Origin of the sequence: Phocaeicola sp. RTP21198st1_B8_RTP21198_201120, from assembly GCF_040929485.1 — a bacterium.
Lineage (GTDB): Bacteria > Bacteroidota > Bacteroidia > Bacteroidales > Bacteroidaceae > Phocaeicola > Phocaeicola dorei.
Window position 1 is genome coordinate 1 of sequence record NZ_JBCOCI010000583.1, and the last position, 1,011, is coordinate 1,011.

The 1,011-nt window shown below is 36.2% G+C and carries 1 protein-coding gene; it reads left to right on the top strand.

Annotation, left to right across the window (positions count from 1 at the left end; translation table 11 throughout):
- The coding region (locus tag AB5935_RS28305; RefSeq protein ID WP_368328143.1) for an outer membrane beta-barrel protein at window positions 1-999 on the top strand (999 nt) is incomplete at its 5' end.
- Window positions 1,000-1,011: the final 12 nt, after the last annotated feature.

The following is a 1,011-nucleotide window of genomic DNA, read 5'->3' on the forward strand; positions in this document are numbered from 1 at the left end:
GTAGCAATATCTTTTGTGCATACAGATATAACAAAGTCATGGAGTGCCGCTTACAGACTGCATAATTTTGCACCAAACATAGTGCAGTTACGCCCACAAATAGATAACAGCAATCCTTACATGCTGCGCAGTGGAAATCCCAACTTAAAACAATCATATCTACATTCGTTCCTCTTCAATTGCAATCGTATGTTAGGAAAACATAACCACACCATAGGTGTTATTATCAATGCCTCTATCCGCCAACACTCTCCTGTTGCAAAGACAACCTATTACAATGCCGAAACTTATCTACCGGGATTGCAATACACAGCACCTGCACACAGTTCTCTAATTAGTTTTGAAAACGTAGAAGGATATTGGGACATAAAAGGCAAACTGATATGGCAGGCTCCTATACGTAGTATAAAATCCAAATATGCCTTATCTACCGGATTCAACAACGAACATAACCCATATTATATAGGAGAGAATAAGACTACAACACGTACCTATGATCCATCGCTCGAACATTTTCTACTCTGTAATCTAACTAAAAGATTAAAAATAACAATCAGTGCCAATACTCATTATGTACATAGCATCAATACTGAAAATTATACAAGTAAAACATTCTATCAAACGGCAGGAGCAACATTTGATATAAGCCAAATATGTAAATACTTCTATCTAAGTAGTCATTATAATTTCATTTTCAGCCGTGATTATGGAATCAATAAAGAGATTAACCGCAATCACACCCTAAACTTGAACATAGGCTGTAAAGTGTTAAATCGCAAAGGAGACATTAGTATTGCCGCATATGATCTACTAAATAGTCATCGGACTTTCAACAGCCAAATGTATTCCAACTACATTCAAAACACGTGGACAAATTATTATGGACGGTTTTTCACCATAAATTTTGCTTATCGGTTTGGTAAAGTGAAATCGAACTACGAAGGTACTACAAACGATGGAAGCATACGCGAATATAGGCCGATGTCAGATAAAATGTGAATTTCATAGCTA